Annotated in this window: 19 protein-coding genes; 10 read left to right on the top strand and 9 right to left on the bottom strand. The window is 62.3% G+C overall.

Annotated elements, in window-relative coordinates:
- The first annotated feature begins 213 nt into the window (after positions 1-213).
- The gene (locus tag ACIP9X_RS18595) at positions 214-882 is read left to right on the top strand and encodes a DUF3841 domain-containing protein (protein ID WP_400481240.1); all 669 of its coding nucleotides are present in this window, start codon (positions 214-216) and stop codon (positions 880-882) included.
- Here the strand turns inward: ACIP9X_RS18595 and ACIP9X_RS18590 are convergent.
- The gene (locus ACIP9X_RS18590; RefSeq protein ID WP_400481239.1) at positions 872-1,117 is read right to left on the bottom strand and encodes a hypothetical protein; all 246 of its coding nucleotides are present in this window, start codon (positions 1,115-1,117) and stop codon (positions 872-874) included. The genes ACIP9X_RS18595 and ACIP9X_RS18590 overlap by 11 nt on opposite strands.
- Before the next feature lie 27 nt (positions 1,118-1,144).
- On the opposite strand from ACIP9X_RS18590, the gene ACIP9X_RS18585 reads away from it, so the two are divergent.
- Complete coding sequence (locus ACIP9X_RS18585; RefSeq protein WP_400481238.1) at positions 1,145-2,170, top strand: NADPH:quinone reductase; 1,026 nt, start codon at positions 1,145-1,147, stop codon at positions 2,168-2,170.
- A 724-nt stretch (positions 2,171-2,894) separates the two neighbouring features.
- Here ACIP9X_RS18585 and ACIP9X_RS18580 read toward each other — a convergent pair.
- From ACIP9X_RS18580 to ACIP9X_RS18570, 3 genes are read right to left on the bottom strand one after another with little or no spacing between them, the layout of a single operon-like run.
- Positions 2,895-3,263 carry a hypothetical protein gene (locus ACIP9X_RS18580; protein ID WP_400481237.1) on the bottom strand — a complete coding sequence of 123 codons (369 nt, stop codon included), beginning with the start codon at positions 3,261-3,263 and terminating at the stop codon, positions 2,895-2,897.
- Positions 3,256-3,729 (bottom strand): class I SAM-dependent methyltransferase, encoded by a 474-nt coding sequence (locus ACIP9X_RS18575; protein WP_400481236.1) that lies wholly within the window; start codon positions 3,727-3,729, stop codon positions 3,256-3,258. Before ACIP9X_RS18575 ends, ACIP9X_RS18580 begins: the two co-directional genes overlap by 8 nt.
- Before the next feature lie 5 nt (positions 3,730-3,734).
- Positions 3,735-4,796, bottom strand: a complete 1,062-nt coding sequence (locus tag ACIP9X_RS18570; RefSeq protein WP_400481235.1) for an NAD(P)/FAD-dependent oxidoreductase — start codon at positions 4,794-4,796, stop codon at positions 3,735-3,737.
- A 122-nt stretch (positions 4,797-4,918) separates the two neighbouring features.
- On the opposite strand from ACIP9X_RS18570, the gene ACIP9X_RS18565 reads away from it, so the two are divergent.
- From ACIP9X_RS18565 to ACIP9X_RS18555, 3 genes are all read left to right on the top strand, one after another.
- Complete coding sequence (locus ACIP9X_RS18565; RefSeq protein WP_400481234.1) at positions 4,919-5,503, top strand: helix-turn-helix domain-containing protein; 585 nt, start codon at positions 4,919-4,921, stop codon at positions 5,501-5,503.
- Between the two features lie 101 nt (positions 5,504-5,604).
- Complete coding sequence (locus ACIP9X_RS18560) at positions 5,605-5,850, top strand: hypothetical protein (RefSeq protein WP_400481233.1); 246 nt, start codon at positions 5,605-5,607, stop codon at positions 5,848-5,850.
- 666 nt (positions 5,851-6,516) lie between these two features.
- Positions 6,517-7,791 carry a hypothetical protein gene (locus ACIP9X_RS18555; protein ID WP_400481232.1) on the top strand — a complete coding sequence of 425 codons (1,275 nt, stop codon included), beginning with the start codon at positions 6,517-6,519 and terminating at the stop codon, positions 7,789-7,791.
- 697 nt (positions 7,792-8,488) lie between these two features.
- Here ACIP9X_RS18555 and ACIP9X_RS18550 read toward each other — a convergent pair.
- On the bottom strand, positions 8,489-9,364 hold the full coding sequence (locus tag ACIP9X_RS18550; RefSeq protein WP_400481231.1) for a hypothetical protein: 876 nt from the start codon (positions 9,362-9,364) through the stop codon (positions 8,489-8,491).
- Positions 9,365-10,624: 1,260 nt separating this feature from the next.
- Here ACIP9X_RS18550 and ACIP9X_RS18545 point away from each other — a divergent pair.
- From ACIP9X_RS18545 to ACIP9X_RS18525, 5 genes are all read left to right on the top strand, one after another.
- On the top strand, positions 10,625-10,804 hold the full coding sequence (locus ACIP9X_RS18545; RefSeq protein ID WP_400481230.1) for a hypothetical protein: 180 nt from the start codon (positions 10,625-10,627) through the stop codon (positions 10,802-10,804).
- 355 nt (positions 10,805-11,159) lie between these two features.
- The gene (locus ACIP9X_RS18540; protein ID WP_400481229.1) at positions 11,160-11,501 is read left to right on the top strand and encodes a hypothetical protein; all 342 of its coding nucleotides are present in this window, start codon (positions 11,160-11,162) and stop codon (positions 11,499-11,501) included.
- Positions 11,502-11,509: 8 nt separating this feature from the next.
- A complete protein-coding gene (locus tag ACIP9X_RS18535) occupies positions 11,510-12,220 on the top strand; it encodes an acyl-CoA thioesterase (RefSeq protein ID WP_400481228.1) in 711 nt (236 codons plus the stop codon).
- A 31-nt stretch (positions 12,221-12,251) separates the two neighbouring features.
- Positions 12,252-13,505, top strand: coding sequence for a low temperature requirement protein A (locus ACIP9X_RS18530; RefSeq protein ID WP_400481227.1), 1,254 nt, complete (start codon positions 12,252-12,254; stop codon positions 13,503-13,505).
- A gap of 345 nt (positions 13,506-13,850) precedes the next feature.
- Positions 13,851-14,093: a hypothetical protein gene (locus ACIP9X_RS18525; RefSeq protein ID WP_400481226.1), complete on the top strand. Its 243-nt coding sequence runs from the start codon at positions 13,851-13,853 to the stop codon at positions 14,091-14,093.
- Between the two features lie 1,162 nt (positions 14,094-15,255).
- Here ACIP9X_RS18525 and ACIP9X_RS18520 read toward each other — a convergent pair.
- The 4 genes from ACIP9X_RS18520 to ACIP9X_RS18505 are packed head-to-tail and all read right to left on the bottom strand — an operon-like array spanning position 15,256 to position 20,271.
- Positions 15,256-16,596, bottom strand: a complete 1,341-nt coding sequence (locus tag ACIP9X_RS18520) for a right-handed parallel beta-helix repeat-containing protein (RefSeq protein WP_400481225.1) — start codon at positions 16,594-16,596, stop codon at positions 15,256-15,258.
- Between the two features lie 26 nt (positions 16,597-16,622).
- Positions 16,623-17,561, bottom strand: a complete 939-nt coding sequence (locus ACIP9X_RS18515) for a carbohydrate kinase (RefSeq protein ID WP_400481224.1) — start codon at positions 17,559-17,561, stop codon at positions 16,623-16,625.
- A gap of 34 nt (positions 17,562-17,595) precedes the next feature.
- Positions 17,596-19,179, bottom strand: coding sequence for a glycoside hydrolase family 32 protein (locus ACIP9X_RS18510; RefSeq protein WP_400481223.1), 1,584 nt, complete (start codon positions 19,177-19,179; stop codon positions 17,596-17,598).
- 39 nt (positions 19,180-19,218) lie between these two features.
- Positions 19,219-20,271, bottom strand: coding sequence for a LacI family DNA-binding transcriptional regulator (locus tag ACIP9X_RS18505; RefSeq protein WP_400481222.1), 1,053 nt, complete (start codon positions 20,269-20,271; stop codon positions 19,219-19,221).
- Position 20,272 lies beyond the last annotated feature (1 nt).

Genomic DNA, 20,272 nt, shown 5'->3' with positions numbered 1-20,272 from the left:
AAGCCAACGAGCATCGTGGCGTTGCGCCTCCTTCGGACATGTCGTGGCCGAAGAATAAAGGCGTGCATGACCGGGCGCGCCTTCAGGAGGAAAGTGCTCGAAACCACGCGGCGGGTTCTCCACGCTCGCCAACGAACTGACTCCCTGTTGCCGCTTTCACTTCCACCTAACCCCCTGCGCTCTAATGTCGGTGCTCTCGGCAATGATTGCCCTGTGCCTGCATTTCCCATTCGAAGCGCCCGCCCCGCAGTGGCCATCCCGCCGGGGCGCATGCGCCACGACATCTCGGAGGACCGGCTCCTCCTGCACACGATCCAGACGGCGGAGGCGTTCGAGGCGCTCCTTACCAACGAAGTGCTCAATCCCAACCCGTCCATGGCTGAACCGCCGCTGCACGCGGACGGCTACGACTGGATGTACCGGCAGATGGATGCACGGCTGCCCACGACCGGTGACGGAGCGATCTGGCTCTGGGCCCGGATACGGCGCCAAACGCTCATGGACCTGTGCGGGCTCGCTCCCGGGCAGGTTCTGCTGACCTGCAGGGTGCCGCGGGAGCGGGTACTCCTGTCCCATTTTGGTGACTGGCATGCCGTCCTGAACCGGCATCCACTGATTATTGAGCACCCCGACGAAAACGACGAAGCATACGGAGCCCGGCTGGACCGTATCTTTGAGGACGTCGACAGCCGCGTCCGTGCAGCCGGGGTGTCGCCGAATGCAGGATACCGGCATTGGCCCGCGGACGTGCGGACAGAACTCGAGGACAGCTGGGCCTTCATACTGGATCCGGCGAACTACGGACGCTACGAATCCTGGCAGGCAACAGTACATGCACTGCGTTCCGACGATGTCGTGCAGGCCGTCCGGATTAAAGACTGAGCACTGTCTGGTCAACACGTTCCCGCCGGATTTCCTCCTCAACCGGGTGCCAGACGGCGAGAGGATCATGGGCACGTTCCGTCTGGGCTCCCGTTTCCAGGGCAACGTTACTGGTGAGCAGCTTCCCGAGGGACATGTCATTGCGGACAGCAATCTCGACGAGCTCTTGAACAGCCCATCTGCACAGGAAGTTGGCCGCCGTCCTTCGATAGGTTGGTTCGGTAAGGCCGGGCACGGGTAAACCGATTCATTTGGAGAAGACGTGAAAGCGATTGTGTACGAAGAGACAGGTTCGTCCTCGGTGCTGAAGCTTCAGGACAAGCCGCTGGCTGATCCCGGCCCTGGTGAGGTCCGGGTCCGCGTGGTCGTCTCGGGGGTGAACCCCACCGACTGGAAGTCCCGGGCAGGCGGAGGAAGCACCCCGCTGGCAGCACCGAAGGTTCCTAACCAGGACGGTGCCGGCGTGATCGATGAAGTCGGCTCCGGAGTGACAGGACTCAGCATCGGAGACCGCGTCTGGCTCTGGGACGTCGCCTGGGGCAGCAATGAGGGCACGGCACAGGAGTATGCGGTTGTACCGGCGGCCAAAGCAGTCCCGCTTCCGGATGCTGAATCCTTCGACACAGGCGCGTCCATCGGCATCCCCGCTTTGACAGCGCACCGAGCACTGACCTCGAACGAGGACGGCCCTGCCAGGCTCTCCCCCGGAGCCCTGGCGGGACGAACGGTACTGATCACCGGCGGCGCAGGCGCAGTGGGACACGCTTCCATTCAGCTAGCAAACTGGGCCGGAGCAACCGTTATCACGACCGTCAGCGGAGACCGGAAAGCTGAACTCGCACGCCTCGCCGGAGCACATACAGTCATCAACTACCGGACCGATGACGTCGTGACTGCCGTCCGCAAGGCAGCCCCCGGGGGAGTCGACACCATCGTCGACGTTAACGCTCCAGCCAATATCGACTCCGACGTACGCGTGCTCAAGCCAAGCGGAACCATAGCCATCTACGCGTCGAATCCCGGAGAATCAGTGACGGTTCCCATCCGTGAAAGCATGACGAAGAACATCCGGTACCAGTTCATCCTCACCTACACGGTCACTGAGGAGCAGAAACAGCACGCCGTCTCCACTGTCTCTGAGGCGCTGAAGGCCGGTGCGATGCGCGTTGGCGAAGAACACGGCCTGCCGCTGACCCGCTTCCCGCTCGAAGATACCGCCGCGGCACACGACGCGGTGGAGCAGGGCACCATCGGGAAGGTGCTCATCGACATCAGGCCAGCATCCTGACCCATGGCCTCCCGACCCACAATTTGTCCACACTAAGAGGCCTAAAAGCCCCTGAACAGGGAATACACGTGCCCGGGATGGGACTCGAACTGCATTCCCGCCCTTGCAAACACAGGGAACCGGCGCAAAAGAATCGGGCTATTGACTCCAATAGCGCAGCCGCCTTCACCGCTAGTTCCCGATAAGCCTCCGCGCCCATGACACTTGTAGCCGGCCTGGCTAATGCCGAGGCCAACAAGCCGACATCACGGATATGGAAGCCGTACCGATCGACTACTTGGAGGGCATCCTCAATGTCCAGGTACGCTGTCACGCGTCCTCAAGGCGCTTCAGCAGATCAGCATCATGACTCATAACAGAATCAAGGCCCTCACTGATTTCACGCCCACGTCGTCAGCTTCATTGGACGACCGTTGGCTGCGGCGCCACATTTCTGTATGGGTGGAGGACCATCCCGTCCCTCTGCTCATCTGCAGCTCAACCGGACATACAGACAGGGGTGTAGTGCCGTTACTTCTACAGCCATTCTGACTCGCAAAGTCCAGGATGCACCCATAGGCGAGAATTTTTGACCCGAGACGCGTTTCCCATAAATAGGAAGGCCTGCTTCTCCGCCAGCCCGAGCGACTCACCCGAGCAGGGCTGCGGTGTCTTGGAAAGCTGTTGATTTCTGGGACACGTCGGAGTTGAACTCTTTATGCGGGTTTTGGGCGGGAAGTGTGACTCAGAGGCGCTGCTGGTTCTGGTCGGGGGTGGCAACCCAGACGGTCCTGGTGGCGCGCGGCTCCAGCTCGATGTCATCGGACATCTGCTCCAGCAGACTTTCCACTGCGTGGCGGTCGTCCGCGGTCAGGCTTGCCAGGTACGAGAAGCGGGCGAACCATTGCTTGGCGTACTCTCGTGCGGCCGGGGTCACGGGTGCGATGGTTGTCACCTCGGATTGGGTGACGCTGAAGCCGGCGGCCTCAATGACGGACGTCCAGTGCGGGTGGCGGTTCCACCCCTCGGCCGCCGCAACGGCGTGGCAGCGTTGCTCCAGCAGCGCTCCGTGCGGATCGCTGAGGAAGCGGGGCAAGGCGGTGAGCTCAACCACGAGCAGGACCCCGTCCGGCGCCAGTGCCCGGCGGACCCCCGACAGGAGTCTGGCGCGATGGGTGACGTGGTGTAGTGAGGACGATGCCCACCAGATCAACCGGTGAGTCGGCCACCGAATCCGCTGTGATCAAGGAGCCGGCCAGCGCGGGGAAGCCGTCGTTGAGGTCGGCCTCTACGACGGTGAAGCCCTGCTTGCCTAGCAGCTCGAGCATCTGCGGGTTGTTGTCGACGTATGTCACCGCGGCGTCGGGGTACCGCGCGCGCAGCAGCCGGCTATCTGCGCCGGTGCCGGCGCCGAGGTCGACGACGCTGCGCGCAGCTGGCACTCCTGCCAGGTCCAGAACGGCTGCGATGTCGCCGAACACCTCGGCGTCGAGATCGAGGACGCGCTGCTGGTCCTGGCTGTCCGATCGCTGGCGGGTTCGGTGGTCGTGGTCCCGCATCGGGGGGTGCTGGTGATCCATGCCCCTCACCTTTCCGCCGTGGCCGCAGAGCCCAGGCCGGCGGCGCTCGGCCTACCGTCGAGGCCATGGCGTCGCTGACCCAGGACGATTTTAGAGACCGTTGCTTCCGAGGCGGCCGAAAAGACCCCGAAGCGCCCCTCCACGGCCCAGCGGGTTTCCTCTTCGATGAGGTCGGCGTTGATCCTTGCGCCGGCCATGACACCCTCGGCCGCTGCGGTGATCACTTGGGCCATTAAGTTGGAGACGTTGCCCGCCGCATAAACTCCTGGTAAGGCGGTCGCACCCGTCGCGTCGGCCTCGATGAACCGTCCGGCTCCGGACGGATGCAGTTGAGACGTTAGCCCGAGTGATTCCAGTAACGCGGATTTGGCCTCCATCCGTGTCCCGACAGCCAGCGCTTCCAGCTCGAACGAACGCCCCTGGTGGAGTGTGAGCCCGGTGAGGTCACCATCGACAGCGTCCACAGAAGCCACGGCACCGTCAACGACCGTGACGGAGCGGGCCGCCAGCTTGCCCCACTCCTCGTCGGTGGGCTCCACGGAGTCGTTGAGGAACAGGGTGATATCCGGGGACCACTGCCTGAACAGCAATGCCTGATGGACCGAGAGCGGGCCGGTGCCCAGCACTCCAATCCGTTGCCCGCGGATCTCCCAGCCATGGCAGTAGGGGCAGTGCACAACGCCCTTTCCCCATTGCTCTCGAAGCCCGTCGATGGGAGGCAACTCGTCCGTCAGGCCGGTGCTGACCAGGAGGCGTCTGCCGAGGAACCTGCTGCCGTCTGCCAGCATCACCTCGAATCCATCGGGCGTTCGCCGTGCCGAAACAGCTTCGCCGTCAATGACCGTTGCTCCATAGGTGAGCACTTCGCTGCGTCCGATGGACAGGAGCTCCCCGGGGTTCATGCCGTCCCTCGAAAGATAACCGTGGACACCCGCCGCAAGGGCGTTGCGTGGAGTTCCGGAATCGATGAGCAGCACCGAGCGAAGCGCCCGGCCCAGCGTCGTGGCGGCGCTGAGTCCCGCCGCGCCGCCACCAACAATTACAACGTCATACCGTGTGGTGTCCATACAGATTTGTCCTTCTTCGCGTCCTGAAACTTTCGCCGCCGGATTCCTGGGGCGGTTACACCAGCTTCCATCGCATAAACCACCTTTGACAAACATGATTGCTGTTATGGCAAAATAGAGATATGGAAACTGAGCTTGACGATGTGCTTGGGGCGGTCGGCCCCCGGCTTCGGGCACTCCGTACGGAACGGAACCTCACCCTCGGAGATGTGTCCTCCGCATCCGGAGTATCGGTGAGCACCCTGTCCCGCCTGGAATCCGGCCAACGCAGGCCCAACCTCGAAATCCTGTTGCCCCTCGCGAGGTTGTACGGTGTTCCCCTCGATGATCTGGTCGGCGCGCCGCCCACCGGGGATCCGAGAATTCATCTGCAGCCCATCATCCATGCCGGCATGACCGCTGTTCCTCTCACACGCCGCCCCGGTGGACTGCAGGCCTTCAAGATGGTGCTCAGAGACGATGCCCGCGGGGCCGAGCCCGATCCGCGCGTTCACGAGGGCTACGAGTGGCTTTACATCCTCAACGGACGACTGCGTCTGGTGCTGGGCGACAAGGACTTTGAACTTCGCCCTGGCGAAGCCGCGGAATTCGACACCCACACACCGCACTGGTTCGCCAGCGCCGACGGCAGACCCGTGGAGTTCATCAGCCTGTTTGGACAACAGGGCGAGCGGATGCACGTACGCGCACGGCCCAAGTCCTCATAGCCGAAGAAGACCGCAGGGTTGAGTCACTGGCCGGTAAACGAGGGCGGATCGATCTATGATCCTGCCGCCCGGTGGGCCAGCTCCTGTCCAACGTCCTCGGCATGGTTGCAGAACTTGAAGCGGTCCCTTTCAGATTCCGAACCCTCGAAGGGACGGCAATCACGAAAAGCAAAAGGCAAACTCCGCAGAACCCAACCAATCTCAGACCGGCCAAGCAGCGGCAACTACGCGCCGTTCACGCGGCCTGCCCACACACCCAAAACGAGTTGGCGGAATTTTTTTTGGCGTTTCCCGTGCTGCCGCCTACCGAGAGCTCCAACGACCAGCAGCAGAAGAATGACATTTAGCGCTGCTAGAACACCGCCACATATCGCCGGGATCCACAATGGGAGCAAGATTCGTAGGTGTCTCTCGAACGGCCGTCCGCGAGACAGGTCAGCGCATCCTTAGGTCGTGGCCGGTTTAGCTTCTTTGCGTGTCAACTGCCTGTGACTATTAGTTCAGAATGTGATTTTCACGACTCGACCCGTGGTCCCCGCATACAAATGTCGAGGGAAGCGTCTTGGTTGCGGAGCCACCAATGCGCCTTTTTGCGGTCTCGGTTCACGACAGGCGCTCCGAGTTTTTTAAGGAAAAAACCGGTTCGGTTACAAAGCGTTCGGACGCACGGAAAAGCTTTTTACATTCGATTGAAAAAGGGTAGCCTCCGTGGAAACACATCCAGTGTTTCTATCAGCAAATTGGGGAAGGCCCAGCAGCCACGTGAAAAAAACCATTCGTACCAGAGCAGGGCTCGGAGCCCTCCTCGCCGCCCTCTGCGGCTCAACCCTCGTACCACCTGCCCACGCAGCGGACACCCCCCATACCGCCTGGAACTTCGCCATAGACTCAACGGCCAACGTGGCTGCCTATGATCCCGGCGGTAATCTCTGGTCCTTTCGAATATGACTCCAGGAGTGACGCCGGAGAGCCGGGTCATCGGGCAGGGGCTATCGATCCCGAAGGCTTTCTTCGTGACCAACTGGAACGCTGACGCGGACGGTGTGCCGGACCTGATCGTGCAGGGCCAGGACGGCACCCTGACGTATCGCGGGGGAATCGCCACCGGCGGATTTACGGACCACATCATCGGCAGCGCTTGGCTGAATTACGACATCACAGTGGGCAAGTGGAAGAAGACGGACAAGTACCCGTCCATCATCGCCAGGAACAATGCCACCGGTGATTTGTTCCACTACGCCAACCCATCCGGCCAGGGCCTGGCGCCCCGCGTGAAGATCGGCACCGGCTGGAACGGGCTGTCCTTCAACCTGCTCGACTGGGACAAGGACGGCAACACCGACGTCATTGCCAAAAACTCATCCGGCCAACTGAAGCTGTTCCGCACCAACGGTGCCGGCTCCTTCATCTCCGAGAACCGCGCAACCATCGGCAGCGGATGGAACACCATGGACTCCATCCACGCTGTCGACGGGCTGCACGGCAACGGCACAGTCGGCCTGAGGGCCCGTGATTGGGCTGGCGTCCTCCACTACTACCCGGCGAACAAGAGCACCTGGGGGCACCGGGAGACGTACACCGGCGGATGGAATCCCCGCACCATCGCAGGCGCCCAGACAACGGACACCTCACGCACCCACTGGGACTACTCCATTAGCTCAACATCCAATGTGGCTGCCTATGACTGGACCGAAGGCGGTCTCTGGTCCTATGCCTGGATGACTCCCGGCGTGACACCGGAGCGAGGGATCATCGGGCAGGGGCCTCCGTTCCCGAAGGCTTTCTTCGTGACCAACTGGAACGCTGACACGAACGGCGTCCCGGACATGATCGTCCAGGACCAGCCGGGCCCCGAGGACGGCATCCTGACATACCGCGAGGGACTCACCACCGGCGGATTCAAGGACCACCGCATCGGCCACGGCTGGCTGAACCACGACATCACCGTCGGCAAGTGGAAGAAGACGGATAAGTACCCATCCATCATCGCCAGGAACAATATCACCGGTGATCTGTTCCACTACGCCAACCCCTCCGGCAAGAGCCTGGCAGCACCAGTGAAGATCGGCACCGGCTGGAAAGGACTGTCCTTCAACCTCCTTGACTGGGACAAGGACGGCAACACCGACGTCATTGCCAAAAACTCATCCGGCCAACTCAAGCTGTTCCGCACCAACGGTGCCGGCTCCTTCATCTCCGAGAACCGCGCAACCATCGGCAGCGGCTGGAACACCATGGACTCCATCCACACAGTCTCCGGCTCCACGGCAGCGGCACAGTCGGCCTGAGAGCACGCGACTCGGCCGGCGTCCTCCACTACTACCAAGCGAACAAGAGCACCTGGGCAACCCGGGAGACATACACCGGCGGATGGAGTAACCACACCATCGCAGGCAACTGACCCCCGCACACCCGGTCTGCACGATTACAGCTGACCGGGTGTCTGTCCTCTCTTCAATACTGGATCGGTGGCCGGATCAGAGCCTGCTCCGGCCACCACCATGATCCGCCCCTGCGAATTGACGCTCATCGGAGGCCAGTATTGTCTGCCGAGAAAGTCCTTTAGCACCGCCTGGCAGGTCATATCGCTAACCTGCCCAGAGTGCACACCTGCCAATTACCGGTGACAGAACAACGCCAAATTCCCCTGCGCTTCATATCCGCCGGACGCTAACCTCTCTAAAGCCCCGAACACTGCCTTGAAAAGCTTTTGTTTTTCAAGCCTTAGGCAGCTAAAGCTGCGTCGGCGTCCGTTTGTCGCACCTCACCGGGCAGTTTCTCGGGCGGTGCATACGCGAATCATCCAGAGCCGGAATGACAGGGGTCCCCTTCTGGCCGGGCCGTCGGCCGGCCAGAGGGACCGGCTTACGGGCGTAAGTGACGGACGGTTAGTACACCAACTGCTCCTCTTTTCCGTGACCACCCATAAGCACCAGGTTCTCGTAGGGAGGCAGCCCCGCTTTTTCAGGAGCTCATTCAGCAGCATCAGCTGTCCAATCTTCGAGCGCTTCGAAGCGAGGGAGCATGAATAGATTGCTTCCGATGTGGCCCGCGGCGCAGAAGCGATTTCGCCGCCAGAGATGCCTTTGCGGGTGTTTCCTGAGGCGGCGCCGCATGCAACTCCCGGAGCAAGTCGTCTAACTGGATTTCTCGCTGCACTGCCTTTCGCTCACCAACCCCAGCTGTAAGCGCTACGATGAGCTGGGCTGCTCCGAGGAGTGCCCACACTTCCCCATTAACTACTGCCTGCCAGTCCTCATGGAGGGCTGGCAGAATCCATATCGCTAGCATTACTGGGTAAACGATCACAAAGAACACGAGCCCTGACCGCACACCGGCAAACACTCGTCGGTAGTGGTGCTCGCGTAGTAGCCAGGCCTGCCATCCGAAAATGAGCTGGGCTATGGAACAAGCCAAACAAACAGCAGTCCATCTCGGCGCGGACATGGTTGTGAGTTCAGGTGCACTGATTTCCCAGATGGCCAGATGCGGCGGCCAGCAAGCAAACAACGGGAGCAGGGCTCCCACGGTGAAAATCATCCACGTTTGATCCCAGCGCCGTTCATGCGTGACTCGATAAATGATGTAGATGCCCACTCCGCTAAGAATCAAAAGCATGAACATCGCCATGGTTTCCTGCGCCTCCCAATCGGTGAAGGCGAAAAGAAGGAAAGCGACAAGCTCTTTAGGTTGATCGGTTGGGCCACCTCGGGAAATCACATCGACGTAGGCTATAGCGCCTCCTATCGCGCCGGCCACATAAAGGACCAACCCAAGCTGAAGCGAGGACCTGGCACGCGCCCACACCTCTCTTAACAGTCCTTTTTTCTGGTCGTGGGCTGTGGAGGGATCGGAGGGCATGCGCTCATGTTGGTCGTGCTGGTGTCGCGGAAGGGGGAACGGCACCCTGCAGCCACTCTCGCCCTCAGCCTCGTCTCTACCGCGCTGCAAAAGGGCAGTACGGCTGGCGGTAGTAGAGGGCTTTTGTCCGCCCAGCCCTCCGGCTTCCGGGCGCCGCCGGCGGCCGCCTCGGTGCTTTACCGGCCCAGAGCCGCTCTGTGACTCTGCGGCGCCATTTAGCTATGACAGAACGCCGCCAAATAGCGCCGAAGGTCACATTAGACGTCTATTCGCTCGATGAGGCGCCTCGTTTCCCAAGGGTTTCGAGACATCCGGTCTGCTGGCTTTCGGCGGCGGTGTGGACGTGATGGGAGCGGCGCATGGCATGTTTGGAGCACTCGGCGAGCTCGTGGTGGCCGGACACGCGGTACAGGTCGGCCGCCCACTGGAATTCCGCGCCGACGTCCCGGTAGCGGGTTCGTCGAAGAGCCGCCGGCCGATGTGATGCCGGAAGTGGGCTTCTTCCACGCGTGTGGAGGCCAGTTGCAGTGCTTCCTCCTGCAGCTGGCCGGCTTGGTACCAGCGGTACTGGCGCTGGTAGACCTGGGCGAGCACCAGCAGCAGCCCCGCCCGGTCCGGGAGAACAGGCAGCAGTCGGAAGCCTTCCTGGAGGGCCTCATCTTCGCGGTCCAGCAGCGCCAGGTACCGGACGCGTTCCAAGGGAGGACACCCCCGGGTGAGAGCGTCCTGGAGCGCCGATCGGTTCACTGCCACGTCACGGAGTGTGGCAGGGTCAGTGCGCCATAGCCCTGAGGTATCGTGCACCGCGGCGTGCACTCCAGAGAACTCATCACGAACGGTATGTTTACGGACACGTTACGCAAAGAGCTGCCGGAATTTCATCTCGTTCTCACGGCTCATTTTCGAGAAGGACACCGGTGGACGGTTTACAGCGGAGCCTCCGCAGTTTGCTGGGCGCGGAGGCTCCTGGCGCTTGCACCCAGGGGGCAGGTGCAGCACCTAGTTGGCCCTCCCAACTAACAAATGGAACCCTTGTGCGGAGCAGCAGACCCGAACGGTATGGGGCGGGCAAGGAATGCATAAGGATCCGACCAAACCTAAGAGGCCCGGCGATCTCCAGCCGAACGGGTCGTCACGGAATTTGCAGAATTGATAAATTCATCAATTCCCGCCCGGAAAGGGCTACTCTGTCAGGGAGGCTTGGGGAGGGTTCCCGGCTGAAGGCTAGAGGGGGCCAGCTGGATGCAAAGTATTGCGGCAATGTCGATGACCGTCACGTCAGGTACCGACTCGGAGAGCAGGTTCCCGGAGACCGCCCACGACCACATGACGAATGAGCCCGGGGACAGTTTCGACCGGAAGGACGAGCCTGCCCTGGAGGGCAGCGCTGCCAGAGAATCGCTGATTCCCAAGATCTTCCCGGTCTATGCGTTCATATAAGCAGCCCGGACCGCGGAGGACTCGCCGGCGGCTCAACGGGGCCGGCCCAGGCCAGCGTGCTCGATGCAACAGCGCAACCGCTGAATGGTGCCTGCGGCGCTGATCCTCCTCACCCTCATCCCACTGGCCGCAGGAGGTGTCCGCCTCGGCGAGCTGGTCGGGGGGCGCAGAGATCACACCCAGGAATGAGAGGTTTTAACGGACCGGTTGTTCCTTTGGGAGCCATCGGAGAAATCTACGCCCGGGGATACTCGGTCATGGATGGCTACTGGGGCGACCACGAGGCGACGGCAGCTACCTTGTCCCCGGACGGATGGCTGCGCACCGGTGACCTGGGCTCGGAACCGAGGGGCAGTTGGACATTGTCGGGCGTGAAAAGGACATGATCATCCGCGGCGGCGAGAACATCTACCCCGCCGAGATCGAATCATTCCTGGCCACCCACCCGGACGTGGAAGAAGCATACGTCGTCGGTGTTCCTGATGACCGTCTCGGAGAAGAAGTTGCCGCGTTCGTGAGCCTTCGTACCGGCGCCCACGTGACAGACCAGGACCTGATCGCCTACAGCGAAAGGAAAATCGCCCGATACAAGATCCCGCGGCTCTGGAGAATCGTCGACCGCTTCCCGCAGGCAGCGACCGGGAAAATCCAAAAATTCCGGCTCCGTGAAGAGGCGACGAAAGAGTTTTCCATCTAGCAGGACCTATGGCAGTGAGAGAGCCGGCCCATCCGATCCTCTCCCCACCAAAAAGAGGTCCAATAAGCCACACCCCTCCGAGCAGAAGCCATTTTGCCTTCTTCTATGAGATCACGCCCCGTTGGAACGACAACGACGAATACGGCCATATGAACAACGCCGTCTACTACGATTACTTCGACGCCGCCGTCAACGCCTTGCTGACCACCCGCTGCGGGCACGTTGGCGCTCTCGACACACTGGGCGTTGTGGCCGAGACCTCCTGCAAGTTCCTGAGCTCAGCTTCCTTCCCCAACCCCCTCGAAGTTGGAATCGCTGCCCAACGGCTCGGCAACTCCAGCATCTCCTACCAGGTTGCCGTGTTCCCGCGGGGAGCCGACCTGCCCCACGTCGTAGGTCGATTCGTGCATGTTTACGTCGACCCGGCTTCACGGCGGCCATCAGCCATTCCCCGGGAGGTCACCGCTGCCGTTACAGCCGACCTCCTGGCGATCGAGTCCCAGGTGCACGGACGAGGCGGGCTTCCACCCGGCGCCGCTTACGCCTCACTCCCTGAGCGCGGTGTGACCACTCCACATCCCAAGGGAGCCACGGGTGGGTTTCAGCTACCTCCGGCAGGCCCGCCCGATGTGAAACAATCAACGGGACCGCGCTCACAGCGGCCCAAGACCCGGAGCAACAAGACCTGGAGCAGTCCCATCCGTACCGGATGCCACTGATGCTCCAACTCGTCTTGAAAAGAGGTAGCGCATGTCAGAACCAGGACTGAGCCATCGGCTCAGGGGTATGACCGGGCGTGACCCGAACGAGAGCCATCGATCCGCAACAGCGCTAGAACTGCTCTATGACTTGGTCTTCGTCGCAGCCTTCGGAATTGCAGGGGATCAGCTTGCCCACATGGTTGCGGACGGGCATGCCGGAGAAGGCATCGGCGGTTTCAGCTTCGCGATGTTCGCCATTTGCTGGGCCTGGATCAATTTCTCCTGGCTGGCCTCCGCGTTCGACACAACTGACTGGCTCTACCGGTTGCTAACGATGATTCAGATGGTAGGCGTCATCGTCCTCGCGCTGGGGTTACCGCCAATGTTCCACTCCCTGCTGGATCTGGGAACCGGCGCCCACCTCGAAAACCAGATCATGGTCGCCGGTTACGTGATTATGCGCGTGGCGCTTGTGACGCAATGGCTGCTGGCCATCGCACAGGCACCGCGACATCGACGAGCCGCAATGGCGCACGTCTCCTTCATCCTTATTGCTCAGGTCGGGTGGGTGGCCCTGGCCTTGACCCACCAGCCGCTCCCAATCGTGCTGGCCATATTCCCCATTCTGATTCTGCTGGAGCTGACCGGACCCCTCCTGGCTGAGAGGAGAACCTCCGGCACGCCCTGGCACGCCTCGCACCTCGCCGAACGCTATGGGCTACTGACGATCATCGCCTTGGGAGAGGGAATCATTGGTACTGTCGCCGCAGTCTCTGCGCTGGTGGAGACATCTGGGTGGAGCGTTGAGGCGGCCATCGTGATGATAGCCGGAGTCGGTCTGACCTTCGGGCTGTGGTGGAACTACTTCATCACACCATCCGCGCCAATTCTGGCCCGTCACCGCTCGAGATCGGTACCCTGGTGTTACGCCCACCTCCTGACTTTCGGAGCGATAGCAGCGACTGGTTCGGGCTTGCACGTCGCGGCTTATGTCATTGAAGGGGCCTCATCCACAGGTGTTGTCGGTGCCGTGGTCGCGGTCGCTGCTCCGGTCCTGATCTTCGAGCTGTGCCTTTTCGCCCTGTACACCTACATGGTCCAGGAATTCGACGCCTTTCACATCGTGCTTATCACGGCGACCGTCGCTCTAGTAGTCGCCGCCGTCATTCTGGCCTGGGTAGGAACCTCGCTCGGTCTCTGTTTGATCATCATTACCCTCTCCCCCGCAGTCGTTGTCGTCGGATACGAAACCATCGGACACAGGCACACGGCCAGTGCCCTGGACCGGGCACTGGACGCCTAGCCCACCCTCTGGATACAGCGCACCAGAACCCTTCGAGTAGCAGTCACGGTGCCCAATGGATATCGCAAAGGGCGCTTATGACAGCGAAGGGCACACGACGATGAGAAAAGTAGTGCTAACAACCGACGCAAAGTTCAGGGCATCAATGGGCCGAAAGCTAGGCATTGTCGTCACACGACATGACTTCTGCCGTTTCTCCGTCGCACTCACCGCTGAGGTCCCGTACGGCACGGTTCAGGAACGGGACCAGGCACACCCCACGCAAACACATTCGCGTCACAGGCAACTCGCCGCCTGAGTGTCGGGCTGGGAAAAGTTGCACCACCCTTAAGGAAAGAGTTTCCGATGGAACTGGCACTGGTTATCGCTCTGATTGCCACGGTCGGGCTTATCTTCAGGCGCGCTGTCGCCCGACTGCAGACCAAAAGCTTCATGACCCGTCAAATAGCGGTTATTCGACGGATGTTGCCGGATACGTTAGCGACTGAACGCCACATGACGATGGTGTTTGAGCAAATTGGACTCGCTGTCTGGTGCATAATGGCGGTTGGTTCAGCCATCATTGCCGTAGACAGCACGCTCTCCTAATCCACATACACGTCCAGCAAAGGCTTCCCTTCTCGCTACGCCTGATTCCGCCGGTGACCCTTCTAGCCAGGAACCATGAAGAAAAACTTCGTCATCGCCGCCAGGGACGTCAGGCAGTCCCATCTCCTTCGCAGGCATGTTTTCACTTATCCACGTTCCTTCTCTGGCCCTGACGCGGTGTCCGCTCTCGTTCCTCGTCACCCACATCGCCGCTGAGGTGATGGCATTGCCTGCGCGTAACCAGGGCGCTACCGCGCCGGCCCGGGCAACCGGAAACTTCCTACGCTGATGGTGCCAGCACCGCCCGGGACGAAGTTTCGAACCCCGTGCCGGTCCCCCAAGTCGCACTCCGCTCCCTTACCCAGCGGCGGGTGCCTTGTCAGAACGACACCCAGAACCAACAGCCACAGCAACAACACACGCAAGGGTGACGGGAATTGCGCCCATCTCCGCGGACGCTCTTCCAGTTTCGAAAGGGCCCTACTGAACTACTCGCTGCCAGGTCATGTTGCCAAAGTCTGCGGAAACCATGAACACGAGTGAAAACTGAACGAGGGCGCACAGAGAACCGGCAAACTCGTTCCTGGGAAAATTCGTATAAGTCATGTAGCAACGCCACCAGGCAACCATGAACCAGTAGGCAGCAAAATCAGCCTGCCGCACTCCCCCAGAAAAAGGAAGGAAGCCGGCCATACGAAGGGCCAGCCACATCTGAACACATCATTCGGAGTCAGGTCCGAGCAACCCCGCGCAGCGTGTGGACAATGTTCACACGGCAAAGCCCTAAAAATTGCCCCTGGCTTAGAGGATACGTCGTGCCCGAGGTGGGACTTGAACCGCATTCCAGCCCTTGAAAACACCGGGAACTCCCGAAAACACGCGGAGTGCGGGCCAATCCGGCCGATGTACGACCCGATCCGAAGCCAAATGTGTTGACACTGTCAACACTTTCTTTTAATGCCGTCATCCACCGCGGCCTGGGGCTCCAGCAGTTCCGTCCACAAGGAACATCCATGCGCCGTATCAGGAACGCTCAGCACCAAGACGGTTGCGCCGGTGGGTGCGGAGTCGTCTGCCTCGGAAATGCTGGCGTCACCATGAAATCTGGTGGTGAAGGTTTCGCCAGGCCTGAGCGGGTTGAGGGGACCAATTGCATTGTCGTCTACGAACCGATCGTCGGAGTGGGCCTGAAGGCGTTCACGGTCCTGTCCAAGACAATCTGGGCATCGCTTCCGGAATCAAGGACGGTATTCCGAACTGATTCGGGATCGACCATGACGGTTGTGACGGCGAGGCTAACCGACGCCTCGGTGGCCAGCAGGGCGTCCACTTGGGCCGCGAAGCACGAGTCACTCGATTTGGCGGAGACGTCCATGGCCACCACATGGTTGTTGGAGACAAAGTTGCCCGCCCCCGCCGCCAGCCGGATGATCACAGGCGCGGCGCCCGCCGGCCGGATGCTCCCGGAGTCGATGACCTCGGAGAAGTGGTTGCCCACCACGGAATTGTTGCTGCCGCTGACGCTGAGGAGTCCGGTGAGGTCGTCCAGGCCGTTGTCCACACCCAGGAAGGGGGTCCAGGGCTCATGGTCGCGCAGGAAGTGGTTCGTGGCCACGAGGTTTTCCGAGCTGTTGTCCTCGAGGACCACCATCCCGGGGTAGAAGGAATGCAGGCGGTTGTTGGTGATGCTGGAACGCGTGACGCCTTTGAAGTGCACGCTGCTCGCCCCGCGTGGGAAGACGTTGTTCGCGGTGATCAGGAGCCCTCCATGGTTCTCGGCGTAGATCGAGTGGCCCTTGAAGCCTGCTCCCACCAGGTTGTTGGTGATCTTTGATGCCTGTCCCCAACCGCGCAGCTCAATGCAGCTTCCGCATTCGGCGATAAAGTTGTCGTGGATGGACAGCGCGTCCGCGTTGTAGATGGTGAGGGCGTTCTCCAGGTAAACGAACCCCATGCCGGTGACGCGGAACGAGTCGTTGGCACTCGCGACATAGATGCCGGTCTTGCCGTTGACGTAGGTGTTTTCCGGATACGTCCCGGAGCCATCGGGGCTGAAGTGCAGCCCGTCGATGCAGAAGTTGGAGAACTCCACCGAGCTGATCCGCGGGCTTCCGCTCCGTTCGATGTAGAAGGCCGCACCCTCGGCTTCCTCCCCGTCTCCGGCGAGGGGAATGTCGACGATGATCCGGCTCCCGCCGGGCCACAGCTCGTGCAGGTCTGGCCATTCGTCTTCGGGCACGTTGAAGCGGATGCTCGACGACGTGAAGCCGTGCCCCGAGCCCTCGATCCGGAGGAAGCTGACGTCGATCAGCACCTGGGTGCGGAGGTGGTAGTCCCCCGGCGGAATGTAGATCACAGCGCCCGGCTTGCCGCCGTCGTTGACATCGGTGGCAGACTGCCGTTCCTTGATGTCGGCGATGATGCTGTTGATGACTTCGCCCACGTCCTTGGCCGGATTGCCGACCGGCCAGGTGGTCACGTTGTAGTAGTTGTTGCTTGTCATGGGTTCTTCCCTTTGTGTCCTGTCTCTCATGGTGCCACTGTTTGATGCTCCGGGAGCTCGGCCTGCAACTCCTCCGCCGTTGGCGGGTTGGCGCCGGGGCGGCTGACCGTGATGGCCGCTGCCTTGGAGGCCATCCGGCCCAGCGACTCCAGCACGGATGGTGCCAGCCCGTCCGCCCCGCGCATGAGGAGTCCGTAGACCAGGGCGGACATGTAGGAGTCGCCGGCGCCGATTGTGTCCGCCACCTCGGCCGTGACCGGGGGGACGGCCACCTGCGCGCCTGCGGTGGTGAGCAGGGATCCCTCCGCTCCCCTGGTGAGGGCGACGAACCCGGCCCCGAGGTCCAGGATGCGCTGTGAGATGTCCTCCAGGGACAGCCGCGGGTAGAGCCACAGCGCGTCTTCGTCGCTGAGTTTGACCACCTCCGTGAACGGGACGAGTTCCTCGAAGATGGTCTTTGCCTCAAAGTGGCTTCCGAGCAGGGCGGGGCGGATGTTGGGATCGTAGGTGACCATGCATCGCCGGTGTGACTGCTCAAGAAGCTCCTTTACCGCTGCCGCCCCCGGCGCCAGGAAGGTGGCTATGGAGCCGGTGTGCAGGACTTTGGGCAGCGTCGCCGGGGCGATCCGCGGGAGGTCCCAGCGGATGTCGAAGTCATAGTGCGCGGACCCGTCGGACGCCAGGGTCGCCGTTGCCGTGGCGGTGCGGCCGGGCCCCTTTGAACCGGGCAGGAGTTCAACGCCGGCGCTGCGCAGGTGCTGCTCGATGGCCGCGCCATGCGAATCGTCGCCTATCGAGGTCACCAACGCGGTGGCGGCACCCAGCCGCCCGAGCCCGTAGGCCACGTTTGCCGGTGACCCGCCGGGGTGCTCCACAGTGCCCCCGGACGAGACAACGATGTCCACAAGGGCTTCACCGACAACCACAACGTCAAGGCCCGGTTGGGGGTCATCGTTCGTGTGCATATTTCGGACCTTTCTTGGATTACCCATCCTGCCGTCAGGTAAGGGTTGAGACCGTAAGTTTCTGGACGGTTGCCGGGCCTCCCCCGGCCGCCAGCCAGTTCTCCTGGCTTTCGGCGTCGGGGAAGATGAGGTCAGTCAGGACCACCGAGCCGCCCTGCGCGAAGACCTCTACCGAGCAACGGTCGACGACGATCTGCAGCTTTAGCACGCCGTCCTCAAGAACCAGCGGGGCTGACTCCACGGAGGAAAACTTTTCGTGGAAGCCCGTGTCCCCTGACCGGCTGCGGTCAAGGACGAGCCTGCCAGTGGCGGCGTTATAGCCCAAGAAGGTGCCCGTGCTTCCGTCATCGTTGGCGAACAGATGGAAGGCCACATGTTCAGCACTTCCGGGCAGGATCTCCGCCTTGATAACCTGGGCGCTGCCGGGTGCCGCAACCGGCAACCGCAAAACCGAGTCCTGCAGTTCGACCGTTTCTGTGATGATCTGCTCCGCGGCTGCAGGCGGCGCTTCTCCGGCAGCGGGGCCGGCCAGGACAGGCTGTTGGACCAGGCGGGCGGAGCCGTTGGCTGCGGTGAGGTGCACTTCGCGGGCGAGCGTCATGGAGGACCGCCAGGGCGCGGTGGGCAGCTGGTTGGCGTAGTCCCAGTTGTTCATCCAGCCGATGATGATGCGCCGCCCATCGGGGACGTTGCTGAAGGAGACGGAGGCATAGCAGTCCCGCCCCCAGTCCAGCCACAGGCATTGCTGCAGGGCGGCCGCGGCTGCGGCGGGGTCACCCAGGGCGCTCACCCCGGCCGGCGCGGCCACTGAAGAGGCGTCCGGGACGAACCGGGCGCCGTCGAACTGGCCCACGAAGTACTGCCCGCCGGAACCTCCCGCCACCGCACCCGGGTTGACGTTGACGATCAGGACCCATTTGACGTTGTCCGCGTCCCCGTCCACGGCCAGGGGAAAGAGATCGGGGCATTCCCATTCGCCCTGGTCTGCGTTCATCGGGCCGAAGTCGCTGAGGAAGTCCCAGGTCTTGAGGTCGTCCGAGCGGTAGAAGACCACCTTCTGGTGCTGCGCTTCGACGGCCACCATGACCCAGCAGCTGCCATGCTCCCCCTGGTAGCGGAAGACCTTGGGATCGCGGAAGTGTGCGGAGTTCCGGGTGAGTACTGGGTTGCGCTCGTACTTGTGCCACGTCATCCCCGCGTCCGTGCTGTAGGCCAGGGACTGCGCCTGCGTGCCGTGGTGTTCGGACGCCGCCTTGTACGCGCTGGTGTAGATGGCCACGAGGGCGGGTGCATCCGCCGTGCCAAAACCGGACGTGTTTCCGTGGTCCACCACCACGCTGCCGGAGAAGATGTCCTCGGTTTTGTCGCAGGCGATGGCCACGGGGTGTTCGGTCCAGTGCAGCAGGTCACGGGAGGTGGCGTGGCCCCAGGACATGTTGCCCCACACGTTGCCGTAGGGGTTGTTCTGGAAGAAGAGGTGGTAGAGGCCGTCATGGAAGACCAGGCCGTTGGGGTCGTTCAGCCAGGTGTCCCGGGCCGTGAAGTGGACGGCGGGACGGAACCGGGCGGTACCGGCCGGAGGTGTTTCCGGGCGTGCGGCATCAAGGAAGGTGGACATGTTTGGTGCGGTCCTCTTGGAAGTGGAAGGGGCTGGCTGCTAGGGCCGGGGAGCCGCAATGGAATCGCGGCGTACCAGCGGGCAGCCCAGGATGGTCGGGTGGAGTGCCATGAGGGTCAGGTCTGTCTTCCCTTCGACGGCGTCAATCAGGTGCTCGGTGGCCCAGGCACCCATCTCGTAGTGGGGCAGGGCCACGGTGGTCAGGCCCGGGTGCAGGTTGGCGGCAATCAATTCCTGGTCATCGAAGCCGACCACTGAAAGGTCACCGGGGATGCTGAGCCCCAGCTCGGCGGCAGCGCGGTAGGCTCCCATCGCCATCCGGTCGTTGTAGCAGAACAGCGCCGTAGGCATATCGGCGCGGTCCTCGCGGGCCAGGATCCGCCGGGCCGCCTCGTAGCCGCCGTGCACTTCGGAGACCTCGGACTCGACAGGTGCCGCATCGCCGTCGAGCCCCGCTTCGGTCAGCATTGCCCGGAAAGCCTGGAGCCGCTCGCGGGTGGCAGGGACGTCATCGGTGTTGTTGATGAAGCCCACCCGGGTGTGGCCCGCCTCGAGGAGCGCCCCCACGGCGGCGCGTGCACCGCCGTCTTCGTCCGGGATCACGGCGGTGATGTTTCCGCCGCGGGCCACCGAGTCCACCAGGACGGACGGCACGCTGCCGAGGTTGGCCGGCAGCTCCACGTTGCGGTGGTACATAGTGGCGTAGAGGATGCCGTCCACCCGGCGTTCCAGGAGGGCCTCGACGTCGGCCCGCCGGGATTCGAGGCTCGCCGAGCCGGAGGTGTTGATGATCATGAGGCCGTACCCCCGGGCCTTGGCGGCCTCGTCGGCACCCAGGATGATGCGGCCGGCGTGCGGGGTGGTCGCAATCTCCTCGCTCACCAGCCCCAGCATCCCGGTCCGCTGCGTGCGCAGGGCCTGGGCAAGGCGGTTGGGGCCGTAGCCGAGCTGCTCGGCGGCGGACTTGACCTTGTTCCTGGTTTCGGGGCTGATGCGGGCGTAGGAAACGTCGTTGAGCACGTGGGAGACAGTTGTCACGGACACGCCGGCAGCGACGGCCACGTCCTTGATGCCGATGTTCTTGTTGCTCATC

It is taken from the genome of Arthrobacter sp. NPDC093125 (assembly GCF_044754225.1).
Taxonomy (GTDB): Bacteria; Actinomycetota; Actinomycetes; order Actinomycetales; family Micrococcaceae; genus Arthrobacter.
This window is presented reverse-complemented; position numbering and strand designations above follow the sequence as displayed.

Coding starts and splice junctions, on each gene's coding strand:
- ACIP9X_RS18565 (WP_400481234.1), top strand. CDS start 4,919: ATGGAAACTGAGCTTGACGATGTGCTTGGGGCGGTCGGCCCCCGGCTT.
- ACIP9X_RS18515 (WP_400481224.1), bottom strand. CDS start 17,561: ATGCACACGAACGATGACCCCCAACCGGGCCTTGACGTTGTGGTTGTC.
- ACIP9X_RS18575 (WP_400481236.1), bottom strand. CDS start 3,729: ATGGATCACCAGCACCCCCCGATGCGGGACCACGACCACCGAACCCGC.
- ACIP9X_RS18510 (WP_400481223.1), bottom strand. CDS start 19,179: ATGTCCACCTTCCTTGATGCCGCACGCCCGGAAACACCTCCGGCCGGT.
- ACIP9X_RS18505 (WP_400481222.1), bottom strand. CDS start 20,271: ATGAGCAACAAGAACATCGGCATCAAGGACGTGGCCGTCGCTGCCGGC.
- ACIP9X_RS18535 (WP_400481228.1), top strand. CDS start 11,510: ATGGCAGTGAGAGAGCCGGCCCATCCGATCCTCTCCCCACCAAAAAGA.
- ACIP9X_RS18560 (WP_400481233.1), top strand. CDS start 5,605: ATGGTTGCAGAACTTGAAGCGGTCCCTTTCAGATTCCGAACCCTCGAA.
- ACIP9X_RS18530 (WP_400481227.1), top strand. CDS start 12,252: ATGTCAGAACCAGGACTGAGCCATCGGCTCAGGGGTATGACCGGGCGT.
- ACIP9X_RS18545 (WP_400481230.1), top strand. CDS start 10,625: ATGTCGATGACCGTCACGTCAGGTACCGACTCGGAGAGCAGGTTCCCG.
- ACIP9X_RS18570 (WP_400481235.1), bottom strand. CDS start 4,796: ATGGACACCACACGGTATGACGTTGTAATTGTTGGTGGCGGCGCGGCG.
- ACIP9X_RS18520 (WP_400481225.1), bottom strand. CDS start 16,596: ATGACAAGCAACAACTACTACAACGTGACCACCTGGCCGGTCGGCAAT.
- ACIP9X_RS18525 (WP_400481226.1), top strand. CDS start 13,851: ATGGAACTGGCACTGGTTATCGCTCTGATTGCCACGGTCGGGCTTATC.
- ACIP9X_RS18550 (WP_400481231.1), bottom strand. CDS start 9,364: ATGCCCTCCGATCCCTCCACAGCCCACGACCAGAAAAAAGGACTGTTA.